Genomic DNA, 19,397 nt, shown 5'->3' with positions numbered 1-19,397 from the left:
GCATGACCAGCCGTTTTCGTGAATACCTGGAACTGACCAAGCCGCGCGTCGTCGCGCTGCTGGTGTTCTGCGCGGTGATCGGCATGTTCCTGGCCGTGCCCGGCATGCCGCCGTGGCGCGCGCTGGTGTTCGGCACGCTGGGCATCTGGATGGCCTCCGCTTCGGCGGCGGCGTTCAATCACCTGATCGACCAGCGCATCGACAAGGTGATGGCGCGTACCGCGCACCGTCCGCTGGCCACCGGTCACCTGAAGCCGCACCAGGTGCTGACCTTCGCGCTGGCGCTGGGCGCGTTGTCGATGCTGGTCCTGGTGCTGCTGGTGAATCCGTTGACGGCGCTGCTCACCTTCGGCGGCCTGATCGGTTATGCGGTGATCTACACTGCCTACCTGAAGCGTGCCACGCCGCAGAACATTGTGATCGGTGGGCTGGCCGGGGCAATTCCGCCCGTGCTTGGCTGGACCGCGGTGATGGGCGAACTGCATCCGTTCGCGCTGCAGCTCTGCCTGATTATCTTCGTGTGGACGCCGCCGCATTTCTGGGCGCTGGCGATCTTCCGCCGCGACGACTACTCGCGTGCCCAGGTGCCGATGCTGCCGGTGACCCACGGCGTGGTGTTCACGCGCTGGCACGTGCTGTTCTACACGATCCTGCTGGTACTGGTGACCCTGCTGCCGGCATTGACCGGGTTCAGCGGCTGGATCTACCTGGGCGGCGCGGCTGTGCTGGGCGCTGGTTTCCTGTACTACGCCATCCGTTTGTTGAACCCGCCGGACGAGTTCTTCGCCATGAAGGTGTTCAACTACTCGATCGTCTACCTGATGGCGTTGTTCGCTTTCCTGCTGGTGGACCATTGGATGATGGAGCCGCTGGTGCAGCATCAGGGCGTGATGTTCGAACGCGCGGGTTGAGCGCGGCCAGTCCAGTCACAGGGCCCGCAGGAATTCGGTCATGGCCTCCACTTCGTTCGCGGTCAGGTCGAGCGGCTGCAACAGTGGGTCGGGGCCAGGGAAGCGTGGATCGCTCGCTTGGGCGCCTTGGGGTCTCGGGCGCGGCATGCCGGCTACGTACATCGCCACGACGCCACGCAGGTCGGGAAACAGGCCGTTGTGCATCCAGGGTCCCGTGCGCGACACCATGCGCAGCGAGGGCGTGCGGAACGTGCCCGCATCGGCGGCATCGCCAGTGACTTCGTAGCGTCCCAGGTCCTCGTAGCGGCGACCGTAGTAGTGCAGGCCAAGATTGTGGAAGCGCTGATCGCTCAGCGCCGGCCCGCTATGGCAGTTCATGCAGCGACCGCGCGTGCGAAACAGGTGTAGCCCCCATAGCTGCCGGTCGTCGAGTTCGTCGCGTTGCCCGGCCAGGAAGCGGTCGAAGCGGTTGTTGCGCGGCGCCAGGCTGCGTTCGTAGGCGGCCAGCGCCTGCGCCACGCGCACGGCAGTGACCTCGGGCGCGCCGAAGGCCTGCGCGAATGCCGAACGATAGTCCTGCTCGCGATTGAGGCGTCGTTCCAGCTCGGGGAGTTGGAAGGCCATCTCCTTGGGGTCCTGGATCGGGCCGAGCGCCTGTTCTTCGAGCGAGCTCGCGCGGCCATCCCAGAACAGTGACGTCGCATACGCGGCCATCGGGATGCCGGGTGCATTGCGTTGGCCGGGTTGGCGATCATGACCGAAGGAGACGCTGCGCCCGTCGCCCCAGCCGAGCTGGCGATCGTGGCAGCTGGTGCAGGCGATCTGCGCGGAACGTGACAGCCCTGGATCCTCGAACAATCGCTGGCCCAATGCGATCTTCGCGGGCGTCGACGGATTGCCTGCGGGTTCAGGCGGGGCTGGCAGTGGCGCGAACTCCTGCCAGTGGGCCCCTGCTGACAAATGCGGCGCAGGCCAGTCCTCGATGGGCTGTGCATAGACCCGCCTCAGGCAGTCGCTGTCGATGCCATCGGCGCGATCGGCGATGCGCGTCTTGCACTCGGCCAGCGATGGCGGGGCGTCGATGCGGTCCTGGACGCTGGCGGTGCTTGGTGTCGTGCCGATGGCGACCATGAGCAGCAGGGCAGGGCCGCGCCATAGGCGACCTGTCGCGCCTGGGTGGACATGGCCGCGAAGCCGGGTGGTCGGGCGCTTCCCGTGCGTAGTCGTCATGTGGCCTGCTGTCATGGCGGGATCCCTCGCAGGTGGTGGAGCTCAGAAGCGATATCCGGCCTCGAGCCAATAGCTGCGCCCCGGTTCGTAGACCGTGCCGCCATTGACGAGATTGGCCCGATTGGTGAGGTTCATCGCTTCCAGGCGGATGTAGGCCTCCTGCGTACCGGCAAGCTTGAGCGTGTATTCGACGGCACTGTCCAGCGTCCAGCTGCGCGGCCAGTGCACGTTGCTCATCACGTCGATGGTCTCGTCACCGATGATCTCGGTGCCGGTGACGGCCATGCTGCGGTAGCCGGCGCGGTAGCGGAGGAAATTGCTCCACAGCAGGCCCAGGGTGTCGATGTGCGTCTGGGTGGCCAGGCGCGCAGTCCAGGGCCGGTTGAAGTTGTTGGCCGGAAGCTCGTAGTAGTGGATCAGCTTGCCTTCGTAGCGGACCTGCGAGTTGTAGGCGCTCTCGTTGTAGATATTGTCGTAGTCCGCTGCGGTGCCGGCCCCGGTGTACGAGCGACGCGTATCGGTATAGTCGAGCGCCAGTTGCAGGCTGGTGCGCGTCGGGCCCCACGACCACGGCGAGAGCTGGCCGACGCTCAAGGTATAGGTGTCACTGCTGGCGCGGCCAACGTTGCGGTATTCGTAGACATTGGTGTCGTAGTAGCCGCTGGTGTCCTTGCTGGGTACGCGCCAGCGCATGATCTCGTCGTGGTCGTCGCGATGGACCGCCTTGAGGTTGATGTCCAGGTTGCGCCAGCGCTGGTTGAAGCCCAGGTCCAGTTCGTCGCTGTAGGGCACGGACAGTTCGCTGAAGCGCGTGCCGCTGCGGCTTTGCGTGGGCTTGCCCCAGACCAGGCTGGAGCCACGCGTCTGCACCGACTCCAGGGTCTCGCGCCCCTCGCGCAGTTTGTAGGCGAACAGGTTGCGGCCGTAGTAGCGGTTGGCGCCACCGGTGAGCAGGGAGTTGCGGTCGCCGAACAAGTCCCACGAGACGGCAAAGCGCGGCGATGTGGTGGTCTTTCCGCTCAGGCTGTCGTGGTCCATGCGCAGGCCGGGTCGGAAGCTCCAGCGGGCGATGCGGATGTCGTCCTGGGCGAACAGTGCCCATTCGCGCGAGTGCGCGCCGAAGGAGCCCGCGCGATACGTGGTGAGCCGCGAAAGATACTGGCCACGTCCCTTGAAATACGGCACGGGAGACATCGAGCAGGCCACGCTGTCGGTGATTCCATTGGCCGCCGTACACGTATCGGTGGCCATCGGCGTGATGTAGGCATAGTGGTCCTGCCTGCGCTGGTAGCTGGCCTTGCGGTCGGCGAGCTCGACACCGAATTGCACGAGATGCTCGGTGCCGCCCAGCATGAGGGCCTCGCGGTCGACCAGCAGCTTGTAGCCGATGTTGCGGTTGCTCTGGTCCACGCTGCCCCAGTTGCCCTCCGTGCTGAGACTGTTGGGCCCCACGCCGGAGTTCTTGGCCTCCGAGTAGCGCCAGCTGTACCAATAGTCCGTGTCGCTGTGGCGTGAGCTGTCCAGGTCGCTGTAGCTGAGCGTGTTGCGGAAGCTCCAGGCGCCACGTTCAAAGCTGGCGCGCAGGCTCGCGACCGGGCCACCCTGCTTGAGGTCGAACCAGGAGTCCTTGGCGTTCTGGATGAAATAGCGCTCGTCGGTGGGTGCCCAGGTGAAGCTGGCCCCGAGCGATACGCCGTCGTTGTTGCTCCAGTCGGCGCGGAGGCTGGCGGCGGTGTTCTGGCGGGTGGTCTCCTTGCGGTTGGCGTCGTGCTCGGAAACATTGCCCGCGCTATAGCCGCGCAGGGGGATGACCGAACGGGTGCGGACGATGTTGCCGATCAGGCCGATGCCGTTCGCGGTGCGTCCTTCCAGCGTCAGATTCGCCTGGTATTTGTCGTAGCGCGGCTGGTCGGTCAGCGTGGATGACTGCTCGAACGCCGTGCGGTCGGCATCGGCGACATGAACCTCGTTCCACGCCGAGCGCGCCATGCGATAGGACACTTTGCCCGACAGCCGCTCGCGCGCCTTGCGGCTTTCCGCTTCCACCACGCCGCCGTTGAAACCGCCGTAACTGGCCGGGACGTTGCTGTCGTATACGGTGAGGCTACCGATCAGGCTGGTGTCCAGCGCGATGCCCTGGGTGTGGCTGGGCGGGTTGCTGATGTGGTTGGGGTTATTGCTGTTCGGGTCCAGGTCGTTGCTGAAGTTGGCGCCGTCGAGCAGGAAGGCGTTCTGGTAATAGAGCCCGCCGTTGATGCTGATCTCGGCCGGGCGGATCTCGCCCATATTGCGCGAGGTGACCGCCGTGTCGTTGAACTGCACGCTGGGGTTGAGGCGCAGCAGGGTGCCGATGTCGCCATTGCCCTTGACCTGGTCGTCGATGTGCGACTGGTCCATCACCATGCCCTCCTGGTAGGGAAACAGCCGGTAGCCCACGACCTTGATGGTGGGCAGGGTGGCGTGTGGTGAGCTTTTCCTGGTTTCGGCGTCCGGTTCATCGTCGGAGGCCTCCTGCGGGGCGCCTCCGGCGGCGGGTGTCGCCTGGGTGGCGGTGCCGAGCGAAAGCGCGATCAGCGCCAGCCATGCGTGGGTGCGACTCATGAAATCTCCGTTGAGCGAAAGGCGGCCGGAAAAGGCCGCGACGCTGGCGGGAGACCGGGGTGGTCTCGCTGGCTGGCAGTGAAGGGGGTGTGAATGTCGCAATATATTGCGATGAAAATCAATAGACAAATGGCCGCGAAGCACTGAGCGACGACATCATGAGGGCAGCAGGGGGTATGCGTTGCACGCGTGTTCGACCGCGCGCTGCTGGCGTCCGGCCATTTTTCGCGCAGCAACTTTCGTCACCGAACGCGCTGTCACCGGGTTGACACTTGCGCAGCGCAACAAGACAATACGCGCGCCACCCGGCGCGATGCGTCGTCAGTGGCCTCTGTCCTATCAACCCAAGGCATATGGACGTTTACCCTAGTCGCAACGTCGACATCCGCGAGCATCGGGTGCCGGCATTGCATAACAAGCTGATCTGCTGCGGCGACCGCCTGCGGTCGGCTGGCGCTTTCCTCGACTAGGGAAGTCCGGCCCTCCTCTGATGGCGCCTCAGCGCCGTTAACGAGGAGAAAGGGCCATGAAGCTCCTTCGCGATTTTTTCCGTCTGCGCACCGCAGTCCAGCCGCTGCGTGCCCGCCGTGCCGATTCCCGCCGTTCGTGGACGATCACCGTCCCCGCTCCCCTGAACGAAGTGCAGGCCCCGGTCGTGCTCGACATGCATTGGCATGCCGATGCCGGTCGTCCGGTCGCGCACTGGCACGATCACGTCGCTCCGCAAGCTCATCGTCATCTGCAGCTGGTATCCAGTCACTGATGAAGGCCTTGTCGCGCCACGAACTCCCCCGCAAGGGCTGGCCTCCGCCAGTCCCGTGGGTTCGATTGCGACGAAGTCCGTAAAGCAGGTCTTGGCGTCACGCGCGGGATGATCCCGCCCGGCTCGCTGGTCCGCCCCAGATGTCACCGATTTCACGGAAGCGAGTCATGCTGAAGCACTCCACCCAGACCGTCACCGGCAAGACGGCCGGCAAGAGCGCCGCCGCCCCGGTGCGCGTCGCCGTCGCGCAGGAGGCGTTCCGCCACAACGAGGCGCTGTACGCGGCGCTGGATACCAGCGCGGCCGGTCTCAACGAGGAGCAGATCGGCGAGCGCCTGGATCGCGATGGTCTCAACGAGGTGTCGCACGAGAAGCCGCCGCACTGGTCGCTGCAGCTGCTCAAGGCGTTCAAGAACCCGTTCATCATCGTGCTGCTGGTGCTGGCGGCGGTGCAGCTGTTCACCGATGCCAGCGATGTCACCGGCCCGGTGATCATCGCGGTGATGGTGGGCATCAGCGTGGTACTCAGCTTCACCCAGGAGTACCGCTCGTCCAAGGCGGCCGAGAAGCTCAAGGCGATGGTGCGCAACACCGCCACGGTGACGCGTCGCGCCTCCGATGGCCACAGCGAGCGCATCGAAGTGCCGGTGGGCGAACTGGTGGCCGGCGACATCGTGCACCTGGCCGCGGGCGACATGGTGCCCGCCGACCTGCGCCTGGTTTCGGCCAAGGACCTGTTCATCAGCCAGGCCATCCTCACCGGCGAATCGCTGCCGGTGGAGAAGTCCGCGCCCGCGCACAGCCATCGCGACGATGAGCTGGAAGGCGGCGCGCACGGCGACAACCCGCTGGACCTGCCCACCGTCTGCTACATGGGCACCAACGTGGTGAGCGGCAGTGCCACGGCGGTGGTGGTAGCGACCGGCCCGCGCACCTACCTGGGCTCGCTGGCGCGCACCATCGTTGGCCAGCGCGTGCAGACCAGCTTCGACAAGGGCGTCAACAGCGTCAGCTGGCTGCTGATCCGCTTCATGGCGGTGATGGTGCCGATCGTTTTCCTGATCAACGGCCTGGACAAGCACGACTGGCTGCAGGCATTCCTGTTCGCGCTGTCGGTCGCGGTGGGCCTGACCCCGGAAATGCTGCCGCTGATCGTGACGGCGAACCTTGCCAAGGGCGCCATCGCGATGTCCAAGCGCAAGGTGGTGGTCAAGCGCCTCAACGCGATCCAGAACTTCGGTGCCATGGACGTGCTGTGCACGGACAAGACCGGCACGCTGACGCTGGACAAGATCGTGTTGGAGCGCCACCTCGACTTGTACGGCGAGGAGTCGGACGAGGCGCTGGAATACGGCTACCTCAACAGCCGCTTCCAGACCGGCCTGAAGAACCTGATGGACAAGGCGGTGCTGACCCACCGCGACCTGGAAGAGGTGGCGCAGCACTACCGCATCGTCGACGAGATTCCGTTCGACTTCCAGCGCCGCCGCATGTCGGTGGTGCTGGGCAACGGCGACGGCAACGAGCTGCTGGTGTGCAAGGGCGCGGTGGAGGAGATGCTGTCGATCTGCGCCTACGCGCAGGCCGGCGACGAGATCCTGCCGATGACCGACGAGATGCGCGCGGACATCAAGGCGATGACGCGTGGCCTCAACGAGGACGGCCTGCGCGTGCTGGTGGTGGCGATCAAGCGCCAGCCGCCGGCGGGCCGTGCCTATGGCGTGGCCGACGAGAGCAACCTGATCGCAGTGGGCTGCCTGGCCTTCCTCGATCCGCCGAAGGACAGCGCCGCCACCGCCATCGCCGCGCTGCATCACCACGGCGTGGAAGTGAAGGTGATCACCGGCGACAACGAGGCGGTGACGCGCAAGATCTGCCGCGAGGTGGGCCTGGACGTGGAGCACTCGGCGCAGGGCAAGCACATCGAGCCGCTCAACGACGAGGAGCTGGATGCGCTGGTCAAGCGCACCACCGTGTTCGCCAAGATGTCGCCGCTGCAGAAGGCGCGCGTGGTGAAATCGCTGCAGCGCCAGGGCCACACCGTGGGCTTCCTCGGCGACGGCATCAACGACGCGCCGGCGCTGCGCGAGGCCGACGTGGGCATCTCGGTGGATACCGCCACCGACATCGCCAAGGAGTCGGCGGACATCATCCTGCTCGAAAAGAACCTGATGGTGCTGGAAGAGGGCGTGATCGAAGGCCGCATCACCTTCGGCAACATCATCAAGTACATCAAGATGACCGCCAGCTCCAACTTCGGCAACATGTTCTCGGTGCTGATCGCGAGCGCGTTCCTGCCGTTCCTGCCGATGCTGCCGCTGCAGATCCTGGTGCTGAACCTGCTGTACGACATCTCGCAGCTGTCGATCCCGTTCGACCGCATGGACGACGAGTACCTGCGCAGGCCGCGCAAGTGGGACGCCAGCGACATCGGCCGTTTCATGGTGTGGATCGGACCGGTCAGCTCGATCTTCGACGTCACCACCTTCCTGCTGCTGTGGTACGTGTTCGGCGCGAACTCGCCGGATCACCAGTCGTTCTTCCAGTCCGGCTGGTTCATCGAGAGCCTGCTCACGCAGACCCTGATCGTGCACATGATCCGCACGCGCAAGATCCCGTTCCTGCAGAGCATTGCCTCGGCACCGGTGCTGGCGCTGACCACGGCGATCATCATCATCGGCATGCTGGTGCCGTATACCGGCCTGGGCGCCAAGATCGGCATGGTGCCGATGCCGGGCGTGTACTTCGGCTGGCTGGTGGTGACCGTGCTGACCTACTGCGTGCTCACGCAGTTGATGAAGCTGGTCTATATCCGTCGTTACGGGCGCTGGCTGTAAGCGGCGGCCACCCAGGAGCGGACGATGGCGCCCCGCAGGAGCGCCGGAGCGGCCCCCGAGAGGGCATCATTGGACTGGGTAGGCACCCCGCGGGTGCCATGGTTTCACGACGGACTCCCGCAAGGGAGGACGCGGACGCTCGCATCGTCCGGATCTGCTGAAGGAGGTTGAGCCATGAAAGGCACCTTCGCTTTGCTCGACATTGCCGGTTACGTCGCCCTGCTGCTGTGGGGCACGCACATGGTCACCAGCGGCGTGCTGCGTGGCTACGGCAGCATGCTGCGCCGCTGGATGGGGCGTTACCTGGCGCACCGGCCGGCCGCGTTCGGCTTCGGTGTGTGCGTCACCGCCATCCTGCAGAGCAGCACCGCCACCGGGCTGATGGCCACCTCGTTCGCCGCCAGCGGTTTCCTCGGCCTGGCGCCGGGGCTGGCCGTGATGCTGGGCGCGAACGTCGGTACCACGCTGATCGTGCAGGTGATGTCCTTCGACATCTCCATCGTGGCGCCGGTGTTGATCCTGATCGGCTTCGTCATCCACCGCCGCACCGACGACGTGAGCTACGAGAACCTGGGCCGCGTCTCGATCGGCCTGGGCCTGATGCTGCTGGCGTTGCACCTGCTGGTGGGCGCGATGGCGCCGGTGGAGAACGCGCAGGTGTTGCGCGCGATCCTGCAGAGCCTGGCCAGCGAGCCGGTGATGGCCATGCTGGTGGCGGCGCTGCTCACCTGGGCCTGCCATTCCAGCGTCGCCGTGGTGCTGTTGATCGTGTCGCTGGCCAACGCCGGCGTGGTGGATGCGCCCGGCGCGCTGGCGCTGGTGCTGGGCGCCAACCTTGGCGGCACCATTCCCGCGCTGATGGAAGCCCATACGCCGGTGGCCCGCCGCCTGCCGATGGGCAACCTGCTGGTGCGTGCGTTCGGCTGTGTGATCTGCCTGCCGCTGCTGCCGCTGATCGCGCACTGGCTGGTGCCGCTGGGTGCCGCGCCGGCGCGCATCGTGGTGAACTTCCATACCGCGTTCAACCTGGCGCTGGCGGTGATCTTCATCGTGCCGGTGCAGAGCCTGGCGCGCCTGCTGGTGCGCCTGCTGCCCGAGCCGCCCAAGCCCAACGACCCGGGCGTGCCGCAATACCTGGACGAAGGCGCGCTGGACACTGCCAACGTGGCGCTGGCCAACGCGGTACGCGAATCCATGCGCATGGCCGACATGGTGGAGGGCATGCTCAAGGACCTGGTCGAGGTGTTCGGCAAGGACGACCGCTCCCGCGCCAAGGCCATTGGCCAGACCGACCAGTGGCTGGACCGCCTGGGCATGGCCATCCGCAATTACCTGGCGGACCTCGGCGGCGAAGCCTTGAACGAGGAAGATGGCGAGCGCAGCCAGGAGATCCTGGCCTTCGTGATCAACCTCGAGCACATCGGCGACATCACCGCCAACAACCTCATGGAGTTCGCCGCCAAGAAGGTGCAGAACGGCCAGGACTTCTCCGCCGAGGACATCCAGGACCTGGCGCTCATGCATGCCCAGGTGATGGAGAGCCTGCGACTGGGCCTGACCGTGTTCCTGCGCGGCGACCTGCGTGCGGCCCAGCAGCTGGTGGCGCGCAAGGAAATGCTGTGGCGGCTGGAGAACGAGGCATCCGAGCGGCACATCAAGGCGCTGCGCGAGCGGCGCGATGCGGGCGGTGCGGACGTCTATCTGCGCATCCTGCGCGACCTCAAGCGCGTGCATTCGCACCTGGCGGCGCTGGCCTACCTGCCGCTGGAGCGTGCGGGCCTGCTGCAGGATCGCCTGGTGCGCGAGCCCGTGACGACCTGACGTAAGCCTCGCCGGCTATCGTATTCAATCTGTAAAGGAGTAGCGGCACATTGGACCCGGACCCATCGACTGAAACCGACTCTTTGCTGATCGCACCGTCCCCGTTCCCGCGCCCGCTCCGTCCGGAGTAAGCCCCGACCGCGGCGACCGGTGACGGTCAGCCCGCGGACGGGTCACGCGTTGCTGCCTCCAGGCAGGCCGCGTCTTCCCCTTCGCATCACGTGCCCTGTGGCCAGCTGGCCGCAGCGGGTAGACGCACGCCAAGAAGAACACCCTAGGGGAAGCCCCATGTCGTACCGCTTGTCACCACTGTTTTTTGCCGTCGCCATCGGCCTGTCGCTGGCTGGCTGCTCCTCACATTCCGGCGACGATGAAGCCGTTGCCCCCGCCTTCGTCGAAGACCACGGCCTGTTGCGTGTGCCGGAGAAATCACCGCTGCGCAAGGAGCTGGTGATCGCCCCGGTGGATACGCGCACCGCGCCGCATGCCATGGCCTTCCCGGCCACGGTGGAGGCCGACCCGGCGCGCACCGCCAACGTGCAGGCGCCGCTGACCGGCCGCATCGCCGAGCTCAAGGTCGGCCTTGGTGACCATGTCGCGCGCAACCAGTTGCTCGCCGTGATTGAGTCCGGCGACATGGCCCAGGCCTATGCCGACGTGGCCAAGGCCAGCGACGCGCTGGCGCTGGCCAGGAAGCAGCTCGATCGCGCGCGCGGCGTGCAGCAGGCGGGCGGCAATGCGGTGAAGGACCTGGAGTCCGCGCAGAGCAACTACAACCAGGCGCAGGCCGAGATGGACCGCGCACAGACCCGCTTGCATTCGCTCAGCGCGCAAGGCACGCAGGGCGGTACGCACAGCATCCAGGTCGTTGCGCCGATGAGCGGCTATGTCACCGCGCTGTCGGTGGCGCCCGGCACCTATGCCAATGATCCCACCGCGACGTTGATGACCATTGCCGACCTCGGTTCGGTGTGGATCACCGCCAACGTGCCGGAGGCTGAGGTCGGCAAGATCGCCAAGGGCCAGGATGTGGATGCCACGCTTTCCGCTTATCCGGGCGAGAGCTTCCACGGGCAGGTCAGCTTCGTCAGCCAGGTGCTGCAGTCGGACACGCGCCGCGACATGGTGCGCGCCGTGTTCCCCAATGCGGATGGCCGCCTGAAGCCCAACATGTTCGCGCAGGCCAGCATCGCCGTGCCGCAGCCGGCCCAGGTGTTCGTGCCGCAGTCGGCCCTGCTGATGAACAACGACGACATCACCGTGTTCGTCGAAGTGTCGCCCTGGGTATTCCAGCGCCGCACGGTGGAGCTGAGCTACGACGAGTCGGCCGACGCGCGCGTGGTGAAGGGCCTGAAGTCGGGTGATCGCGTGATCGTGAAGGGCGGAGTCCTGCTCAATGATTAACGCGATCTTCCACTTCTGTTTCCAGAAGCGCGTGCTGTTCATCGTGGTGTCGGTGCTGGTGCTGTGCTTTGGCTACTACTCGTGGACGCAGCTGGCCATCGAGGCCTATCCCGAGTTGAGCGACGTCACCGCACAGGTCACCACCCAGGTGCCGGGCCTGGCCGCCGAGGAAATCGAGCAGCAGATCACCACGCCGCTGGAGCGTGGACTGGCCGGCACGCCCGGCCTGGTGAGCATGCGTTCGAGCAGCACCTTCGGCCTGTCGCTGATCACCCTGGTGTTCAAGGACGGCGCGGAGGACTACTGGGAACGCCAGCGCGTGATGGAGCGCATCAGCCAGGTGACCCTGCCGCCCGGCGTCACGCCGGGGCTGGATCCTGTCTCCGGCCCCGCCGGCGAGATCTACCGCTACACCCTGGAGTCCAACACCAAGAACCTGATGGAGCTGTCCGAGTTGCAGGCCTGGACGGTGATCCCGGCGCTGGAGCGCATCCCTGGCGTGGCCAACGTGGATATCTTCGGCGGCTTCACCAAGGAGTTCCAGCTGGAACTCGATCCCTCGAAGCTGCTCAAGTACGGCGTCAGCGTCAACCAGGTCACCAGCGCGATCTCCAACAACACCGCCAACGCGGGCGGCGGCCGCATCACGCGTGGCGAGCAGTCCTACATCGTGCGCGGCATCGGCATGGTGCACACGTTGAAGGAGATGGGCGACATCGTGGTCACCCAGAGCAACGGCGTGCCGGTGCTGGTGCGTGACCTGGGCAAGCTCAAGTACGGCCACCAGGTGCGTCAGGGCATCCTGGGCAAGGACAACAACCCCGACACCATCGAGGGCATCGTCGACCTGCTCAAGTACGAGAACCCCTCGCGCGTGCTCGAGAACATCCACTCCACGGTGGACAAGCTCAACGAGCAGCTGGCGGCGCAGGACGTGCGCATCGTGCCCTACATCGATCGCGACGACCTGGTGAGCGCCACCAAGGAAAAGGTCTTCCATACCGTGATGGAAGGCGTGGGCCTGGTGTGCATCGTGCTGATCCTGTTCCTGGGCAGCCCGCGCTCGGCGATGGTGGCGGCGGTGGCGATCCCGATGTCGCTGGTCACCGTGTTCATCCTGATGCAGTTCACCGGCATGCCGGCCAACCTGTTCTCGCTGGGTGCGATCGACTTCGGCGTGATCGTCGACGGCACCATCGTGGTGACCGAGGCCATCCTGCGCCGGCGCGAGGAGAAGCCCAACGCGGTGCTCACCGAAGACGACGTGATGACGGTGACCAAGCACGTTGGCCGCTCGATTTTCTTCGCCACCCTGATCATCATCACCGCCTACCTGCCGCTGTTCGCGTTCGAGCATGCCGAGGGCAAGCTGTTCCGGCCGATGGCCTTCACCGTGGGCTATGCGTTGCTGGCCGCACTGCTGTGCACGGTCACGCTCACCCCGGGCCTGGCGTATCTGGCGCTGCGCAAGCCGCGCAAGATCTTCCACAACAAGCCGCTGGAGCGCCTGCAGGCCGCCTATACGCGTACCCTCGGCCGTCTGCTGGCCCGGTTGCCGGTGGCCTACTCGGTGGCCGGCGTAGCCCTGGCGGGCGTGCTGGTGCTGGGCGGCACGATCGGGCGCGAGTTCCTGCCTGATCTCGACGAAGGTTCGCTGTGGCTGCAGGTGCAGATGCCGACCGGCCTCTCGCTGGACAAGGCCAGTGCGATGACGGCGGACCTGCGCAGGGCCGTGCGGGAGTTCCCGGAGGTGTCCTACGTGGTGACCCAGCTGGGCCGCAACGACACCGGCACCGATCCGTGGACGCCGTCTCACGTGGAGTCCGCGGTGGGCCTGAAGCCCTATGACAGCTGGCCCAACCACGAGAGCAAGGCGGAGTTCCTGCGTCGCTTCAATGCGCGCATGCAGCAGATTCCGGGCATCTCGGTGGGTATCAGCCAGCCGATCGTGGATGGCGAGAACGACATGATCGGTGGTGCGCACAGCCCGCTGGTGCTGCGCATCTATGGCGACGACTTCAACGAGCTGCGCCGCATCGGTGGCCAGATCGTCGACGTGCTGCGTGGCGTGCGCGGCACGGCGGAGGCTTCGATCTTCCAGGAGCCGCCGATTCCGCAGCTGGCCATCGTGGCCGACCGTGATGCCGCAGCGCGCTACGGCATCAACATCGGCGACGTCAGCAACCTGATCCAGACCGCCGTGGGCGGCTCGCCGATCACCCAGGTGTACGTGGGCGATCGCATCTACAACGTCACCGCGCGCGTCTCCAACGAGGTCGCCAACAGCGTGGAAGCCGTGGGTCAATTGCCGCTGACCTCGGCTGATGGCGCCCAGGTGCCGCTCAAGCAGGTGGCCCAGATCAGCCTGAAGAGCGGCGAAAGCACCATCGCGCACGAGCAGAGCAAGCGCCAGCTGACCATCCGCATCGACAACCGCGACCGCGCACTGTCGGAGTATCTCGCCGACGCCCAGCAGCAGATCGACGCCAAGGTGCACTTCGACAAGCAGAACTATCGCCTGGAGTGGGCCGGTACCTTCGAGAACCAGCGCCGTGCGCAGGCACGCCTGGTGGTGGTGATGGCGATGGTGCTGGCGATCATGGCCGTGCTGCTGTTCGCCGAGTTCGGCAAGCTGCATCAGGCCGTGCTGGTGCTGGGCGTGGTGCCGCTGGCCACGGTGGGCGGACTGATTTCGCTGCACCTGCGCGGCGAGACGCTCAACATCGCCACCGCCGTGGGCTTCATCGCGCTGTTCGGCGTGGCGGTGCAGAACGGCATCATCATGGTGTCCAACATCAATCGCGTGCGCAAGGAAGGCCATGGCCTGAAGGACGCGGTGCTGGAAGGCGCCACCGAGCGCTTCCGCCCCGTGCTGATGACTGCCACCGTAGCCACCGTGGGCATGCTGCCCGCGGCGCTGGCCACCGGCATCGGCACCGACGTGCAACGCGGCCTGGCCACCGTGGTGGTGGGTGGCCTGCCCATCGCCACGCTGCTCACGCTGTTCATCCTGCCCAGCCTGTACTTCGCCGTCGAGCGCTACATCGAGCGTCGTCGCCGGCAGCATCGTCCGCATCCGACGCGGGAGCTGTAACCATGAACATCAACCTGATTCGCAACCCGCTGCGTACCGCGCTCGCGCTGGGACTGGGCATCGCCCTGTCCGGCTGCGCCGTCGGTCCCGACTACCAGCGCCCGGCGCCGCCGCAGGCCAAGGACTATGCGCCGGCCGGGACGCCCGGCGATACGGCCGCGGTGGCCGGCCCCGATGGCGACGCGCAGCGATTCGTGCGCGAGATGGATATCCCGGGGCAGTGGTGGACGCTGTTCCACTCCGAGCCGCTCAATGCGTTGATTGACGACTCGCTCAAGCACAACCCCGACCTGGCCGCGGCGCAGGAAGCGCTGAAGGCCGCGCAGGAAAACGTACGTGCGCAGCAAGGCGCGTTCTGGCCTCAGGTCACCGCCAGCGTGGATCCGACGCGGCAGAAGACCGGCGGGGTGGTTGCCAGCGGCGTGGTTTCCAACGCCACGCTGTACAACCTCACGACTGCCCAGTTGAGCATTTCGTATGCGCCGGACCTGTGGGGCGGCAATCGTCGCCAAGTGGAGTCGCTGGTGGCGCAGGCCGATGCGCAGCGCTTCCAGTTGGAGGCGACCTATCTCACGCTGACCGCCAACCTGGTCAACGCGGCGGTAGGCGAGGCGTCGTTGCGCGCGCAGATCGCGTCCACCCAGGACATGATCGACAGCCAGTCGAAGATCCTGGAGACCAGCCGGCGACAGCTGGCACTGGGCGACCAGGCGGAAAGCGACCTTGCCGCCCAGGAGGCCGCGCTGGAACAGGTGCGTGCCACCTTGCCGCCGCTGCAGAAGCAGCTCGCCCAGCAGCGCGACCTGCTGGCGGTGCTCGACGCGCGTTCGCCCGACCAGGGACCGTCTGCGCACTTCGAGCTCGATGCCCTGCAGCTGCCGCAGGACTTGCCGATGAGTCTGCCGGCCCGGTTGGTCGAGCAGCGACCCGATGTGCGCATGGCCGACGCCCAACTGCATGCCGCCTGCGCCCAGGTGGGCGTGGCTTTCGCCAATCGGCTGCCGAATATCCAGATCACCGCCAATGGCGGCAGCGCCGCCGACCAGATGCACGATCTGTTCGGCAAGGGCACGAGCTTCTGGAACCTGGGGGCGGCGATCACCGCGCCGATCTTCGATGGCGGCACGCTCAAGCACCGTCAGCGGGCAGCCGAGGCCACCTATCGACAGGCGGCCGAGCAATACCGCAGCACGGTGATGTCTGCCTTGCAGAACGTGGCCGACGCGCTGCATGCCGTGCAGTCCGATGCCGATGCCATGGTGGCCGACGCACGTGCCGAACAGGCCGCGGCGCACAGCCTCGCTATCGCGCAACGGCAATTCGCGCTCGGCGACATCAGCCAGGTCGCCCTGCTCAATGCGCAGGTTACCTACCGGCAGGCCGAGCTGGCCCTGGTGCAGGCTCGCGCGGCCCGCTACATGGACACGGTGGCGTTGTTCCAGGCACTGGGTGGCGGCTGGTGGAACCGCAAGGACGTGGATGCGGTCGTGGCGTCCGGCCCGGACATGTCGCCCTGAGTCGGGCGATGGACGCTGCCGCCCGGAGCGGCAGCGTCAGTCTTCCAGTTCGATGTCCAGGCTGGCCAGCAGGGCGACCGCCTCGGGCAACGCGAAGCGGGCGCGCTTGATGTCGTTGTTGAAGATGTCGATGCGATAGTTGCGGGCGCCGCGGAAATCGGCGCCTGCCAGCCGCGTGCGGGCGAACACGCTGTCGCGCAGGTCGCTGTCCTGGAAGTCGGCGTCAGTGCAGTTGGCTTCGGTGAAATCCACGTCCAGCGCGCGGCATTCAGCGAGCACGAACTCGCTCAGGTCGAGCCCGAAGAACGAATCGTCGTTGAGGGTGCAGCGGCGGAACTCGATGGCCTGGGCCATGCGGATGCGCGGCCAGTGGGCGCGCGTCCAGTCGATGCCCACCATCTTGCAGTCGACGAAGCGTGCGCCGTCGAAGCCGCTGCCGGTGAGCGTGACCAGGCTCAGGTTGCATTCGCGGAACTCGCAGTCGCTGAAGCGGCAGCGGGCCAGCGTGGCCTCGCTGAGCTGGCAGCGCACGAAGCTGCAATCGCGAAAGCGCACGCCATCGAGCGTGACGCCGTTGGCGTGGATGTCCTCGAAGGTGGTGTCGTCGTAGGCCTTGTCGGGCCAGGGCAGGGCGGTCATGCGCGGATCAGTGCGGGCCGGGCTCGCAGGCCACTCGGCGCTTGTGCCGCCACCACAACACCAGAGCCGCCAGGATCAGCGCGCCACCCAGCAGCCACAGGCCGTTCTGCCCGCGGCGTATCCACAGGGCCAGCCACTCGTGGTTGTCGGCGCCCAGGTAGCCCAGGTACACCCACACCGGCACGCTGATCAGCGCGGCAAGGCCGTCGAGCAGGAAGAAGCGCAGGAACGACACGCGGTGGGTGGAGCCGGCGGTGATGAACACCGCGGTGCGCATGCCTGGCAGGAAGCGCGCGATGAACATCATGCGATTGCCGTAGCGCTCGAACTTTTCCTGCACCTTGGCGTAGCGCTCGGGCGTGAGCACACGCGCGACGAACCGCCACTGCAGGATGCGCGCGCCGAAGTGATGACCCAGCAGGAACATGCCCGCATCGCCCACCAGCACGCCGGCCAAGCCCACGCCCACCATCACGTGCACGCTGCCATAGCCCAGGCCGGCGATGACGCCGCCGGCCACCAGGGTGATGTCCTCGGGCAAGGGCACGCCCGCGCCGCACAGCAACAGCGCGATGAACACCGCGATGTAGCCGTTCTCGGCGAACAGGGTCACCAGTCGTTCAAGCAGTTCCATCTACATCCATGCCCGGGTTGTCTCGCCCATGCCCTCGTGGAGCTTCGATGATCCCATACGGAAGCGTCAGACTGCTTGCCGCAGCGCAGAGACGAACGTTCCCTCCCTGTGCCCGCAAGGGGGCGGGGTGAAGGCCGCATCTTGCCGGTTGGCTGGTTAGAACCCTGTTCTTTCCGCGGGGTAGGGCGGGCTCAGCCGGCGCTGGCGGGCGGGCTGACCCGGGCCGCCAGCAGCTCGCGCAGCTCGGCCTTCTCCGCGTTGTCCAGGCCGGCTTCGCGGCTCTTGGCGGTGAGCCAGTCACGGCGCTGGATGATGGCCTGCTGCTCCATGCGCTTGAGCGCATCCAGGAACTCCTCGCGCTGCAGCTCCGGCTCGCCCACCACCATGGCGGCCATCAGCTTCTGCAGGGCGGGGTACTCGGGGCGGTCGGCAAAATGTTCCACCAGCATGGCCGGGTTGATGCCCGGTCGCGAGCGAGCGAGGTCGATCAGTTCGGCCAGCAGTTCCACGCCCGGCTTGTCCAGTCGCAAAAAGCCGTAGGGACGCTCCACCTGGTCGGCTACGCCCGGCTGCGCCAGCAGCAGCGCGATGGCACTGCGCACCAGCGAACGCTGCACCACGGTGGGTCGCTGCACTGGGCGCCGCGCCGAGGGATCGGCCTCGAGCACCGCGCGTGCGCCGGTGCGTTTCTCCAGCTCCTGCGCCATCAGGTCGCGGAAGGCGCCATCGGGCAGCCTGGCGATGAGCGGGCGGGCGCGTTCGGCCAGGCGGGCGCGTCCATCCAGGCTGCTGGTATCCACCTCGTGCGACAGCTCGCCGAAGAAGTATTCGGACAGTGGCGTGGCCGCCTTCAGGCGCTTCTCGAAGCCGTCCTTGCCCTCCTTGCGGATGAGCGTGTCGGGATCTTCGCCGTCGGGCAGGAACAGGAAATAGGCCTGGCGCCCGTCGCGCAGACGCGGCAGGGCCGCTTCCAGCGCCTTCCATGCGGCGGCGCGGCCGGCACGATCGCCGTCGAAGCAGAACACCACGTCGGGCGCGGCACGGAACAGCACCTCGGTGTGCTCGGGCGTGGTGGCCGTGCCCAGCGTGGCCACCGCAATCGGCAGGCCAGCCTGGTGCATGGCGATCACGTCCATGTAGCCCTCGACTACCACGATGCGCTGCAGGCTGCTGTTGGCCTGCTTCACCTGCCACAGGGCGAACAGTTCGCGGCCCTTGTGGAACAGCGGGGTTTCGGGCGAGTTGAGGTACTTGGGGCCCTGGTCCGACTGCAACACCCGACCACCGAAGGCGATCACGCGGCCGCGGCGATCCAGGATGGGAAACATCAGGCGTTCGCGGAAGCGGTCGTAGCGATGGCCGCGCTCGTTGCTGGCCACCATGCCCGCCTCGTTGAGCAGGTGCATGCGCTTGTCGCTGCCACCCAGCGCCTTGATCACGCCGTCGAAGCCAGCCGGCGCCCAGCCGATGCGGAAACGCTCGATGGTGGCGGCATCGAGGCCGCGCTTCTTGCAGTAGGCCTGCGCCTCGGCGCTCTTGGGCAACTCGTTCTGGTACCAGCGGGCGGCGCCATCGAGCAGGGCGTAAAGGTCGGTCTTGTCCTCGCGCGGGGCGCGGTCGTCGCCGCCTTCGCGCGGCACGGTGAGGCCGACTGACTGGGCGAGTTCTTCCACCGCATCGGGAAACTCGAGCCGCTCGTAGTCCATCAGGAACTTCAGGGCGCTGCCGTGCGCACCGCAACCGAAGCAGTGGAAGAACTGTTTGGCGGGGCTCACGTAGAACGACGGCGAGCGCTCGTTGTGGAACGGGCAGCAGGCCGTCCATTCACGGCCGGCTTTCTTCAACGGCACGCGCCGCTCGATCACGTCGACGATGTCGACGCGGGCAAGCAGTTCGTCGATGAAGCTGTCAGGGATACGTCCGCGCATAGCCCCATTAGTGTAGAG

The 19,397-nt window shown here is 66.5% G+C and carries 12 protein-coding genes; 7 read left to right on the top strand and 5 right to left on the bottom strand.

Translation table 11 applies throughout. The features are described 5' to 3' along the window. The first annotated feature begins 2 nt into the window (after window positions 1–2). Window positions 3–911, top strand: a complete 909-nt coding sequence (cyoE, locus tag DVU99_RS18000) for a heme o synthase (RefSeq protein ID WP_114241615.1) — start codon at window positions 3–5, stop codon at window positions 909–911. Window positions 912–926: 15 nt separating this feature from the next. Here the strand turns inward: cyoE and DVU99_RS17995 are convergent, their stop codons facing one another. Beyond that, a complete protein-coding gene (locus DVU99_RS17995; RefSeq protein ID WP_198670381.1) occupies window positions 927–2,141 on the bottom strand; it encodes a cytochrome-c peroxidase in 1,215 nt (404 codons plus the stop codon). A 42-nt stretch (window positions 2,142–2,183) separates the two neighbouring features. Then, window positions 2,184–4,742: a TonB-dependent siderophore receptor gene (locus tag DVU99_RS17990; RefSeq protein ID WP_114241613.1), complete on the bottom strand. Its 2,559-nt coding sequence runs from the start codon at window positions 4,740–4,742 to the stop codon at window positions 2,184–2,186. A gap of 526 nt (window positions 4,743–5,268) precedes the next feature. On the opposite strand from DVU99_RS17990, the gene DVU99_RS19840 reads away from it, so the two are divergent. The 6 genes from DVU99_RS19840 (at window position 5,269) to DVU99_RS17960 (ending at window position 16,178) form a co-directional block, all read left to right on the top strand. Beyond that, window positions 5,269–5,505 (top strand): hypothetical protein, encoded by a 237-nt coding sequence (locus tag DVU99_RS19840; RefSeq protein WP_157971480.1) that lies wholly within the window; start codon window positions 5,269–5,271, stop codon window positions 5,503–5,505. Between the two features lie 167 nt (window positions 5,506–5,672). Continuing rightward, window positions 5,673–8,342, top strand: coding sequence for a magnesium-translocating P-type ATPase (gene mgtA, locus DVU99_RS17980; protein ID WP_114241611.1), 2,670 nt, complete (start codon window positions 5,673–5,675; stop codon window positions 8,340–8,342). A gap of 174 nt (window positions 8,343–8,516) precedes the next feature. Continuing rightward, on the top strand, window positions 8,517–10,163 hold the full coding sequence (locus DVU99_RS17975; RefSeq protein ID WP_114241610.1) for a Na/Pi cotransporter family protein: 1,647 nt from the start codon (window positions 8,517–8,519) through the stop codon (window positions 10,161–10,163). Window positions 10,164–10,451: 288 nt separating this feature from the next. Further along, window positions 10,452–11,567, top strand: a complete 1,116-nt coding sequence (locus tag DVU99_RS17970) for an efflux RND transporter periplasmic adaptor subunit (protein ID WP_114241609.1) — start codon at window positions 10,452–10,454, stop codon at window positions 11,565–11,567. Beyond that, the gene (locus DVU99_RS17965; protein ID WP_114241608.1) at window positions 11,560–14,661 is read left to right on the top strand and encodes an efflux RND transporter permease subunit; all 3,102 of its coding nucleotides are present in this window, start codon (window positions 11,560–11,562) and stop codon (window positions 14,659–14,661) included. The genes DVU99_RS17970 and DVU99_RS17965 overlap by 8 nt, the downstream gene beginning before the upstream one ends. Before the next feature lie 2 nt (window positions 14,662–14,663). After that, window positions 14,664–16,178 carry an efflux transporter outer membrane subunit gene (locus DVU99_RS17960; protein WP_114241607.1) on the top strand — a complete coding sequence of 505 codons (1,515 nt, stop codon included), beginning with the start codon at window positions 14,664–14,666 and terminating at the stop codon, window positions 16,176–16,178. Window positions 16,179–16,214: 36 nt separating this feature from the next. On the opposite strand, the gene DVU99_RS17955 is transcribed toward DVU99_RS17960, so the two are convergent. The 3 genes from DVU99_RS17955 to dnaG all read right to left on the bottom strand — a co-directional run bounded on the left by DVU99_RS17955 (window position 16,215) and on the right by dnaG (window position 19,379). After that, window positions 16,215–16,817, bottom strand: coding sequence for a pentapeptide repeat-containing protein (locus tag DVU99_RS17955; RefSeq protein ID WP_114241606.1), 603 nt, complete (start codon window positions 16,815–16,817; stop codon window positions 16,215–16,217). 7 nt (window positions 16,818–16,824) lie between these two features. Next, window positions 16,825–17,451, bottom strand: coding sequence for a DedA family protein (locus DVU99_RS17950; protein ID WP_114241605.1), 627 nt, complete (start codon window positions 17,449–17,451; stop codon window positions 16,825–16,827). 191 nt (window positions 17,452–17,642) lie between these two features. Further along, window positions 17,643–19,379, bottom strand: coding sequence for a DNA primase (dnaG, locus tag DVU99_RS17945; RefSeq protein ID WP_114241604.1), 1,737 nt, complete (start codon window positions 19,377–19,379; stop codon window positions 17,643–17,645). Window positions 19,380–19,397: the final 18 nt, after the last annotated feature.

Source organism: Dyella sp. C9, assembly GCF_003332825.1.
GTDB lineage: Bacteria > Pseudomonadota > Gammaproteobacteria > Xanthomonadales > Rhodanobacteraceae > Dyella.
Note: the sequence above shows the minus strand (reverse complement) of the source record. Positions and strands in the feature narration are given on the sequence as shown.